1 protein-coding gene is annotated in these 542 nt (G+C 71.4%); it reads right to left on the reverse strand.

Annotation, left to right across the window (positions count from 1 at the left end; genetic code table 11):
• Positions 1-542 (reverse strand): ROK family protein (locus tag KBX53_RS35355; RefSeq protein WP_210864075.1); only part of this gene is annotated, 542 nt, incomplete at both ends.

The raw sequence follows: 542 nt of genomic DNA on the forward strand, positions 1-542 counted from the left end.
GTAGTTCGCGGCCACCGAGAACAGCCGTCCCAACGCCATCGCCTGCTGGGTGAACAGGTCCCGCGCGAGGGCGTCTCCCCGTTCGCCGTAACCGCGCACCAGCTTGGCCGCCCGGGCCACCGGCTCGGCGACGAGCGGATGGTCGGGGTACCGGGTCAGCCAGTACGGCAGCAGGTTGCGTTCGATGCCGGTCAACGAGGCGACGCTCTCCACGTCACCGGTGAAGCCGCAGGCGCAGGTGGGGTCCGGCTGGCCCGGGCCGAGCAGCCCGGTCAGCGGGATGTGCACATGGCCCAGCTCCCCCGCCATGCCTGCCGCACCGGCGATCACCCGACCGCTCTCGACCACCCCGCCACCCAGGCCGGTGCCGACGATCGCGGACACCGACGAACGGCTCATCGCCTCGGCACCGAAGTAGACGTGGTGGGCGTAGAGCGCTGCCGCGTTGCCGTCGTTGTGGTAGATCACCGGCAGGCCGAGCCGTCGCTCCAACGCACCCCGCACGTCGAAGCCGCGCCAGGCCGGTTGGGAGAAGTTGGTGG

Source organism: Micromonospora sp. M51, from assembly GCF_018070305.1.
In the GTDB taxonomy this organism is placed as follows: domain Bacteria; phylum Actinomycetota; class Actinomycetes; order Mycobacteriales; family Micromonosporaceae; genus Micromonospora; species Micromonospora parva.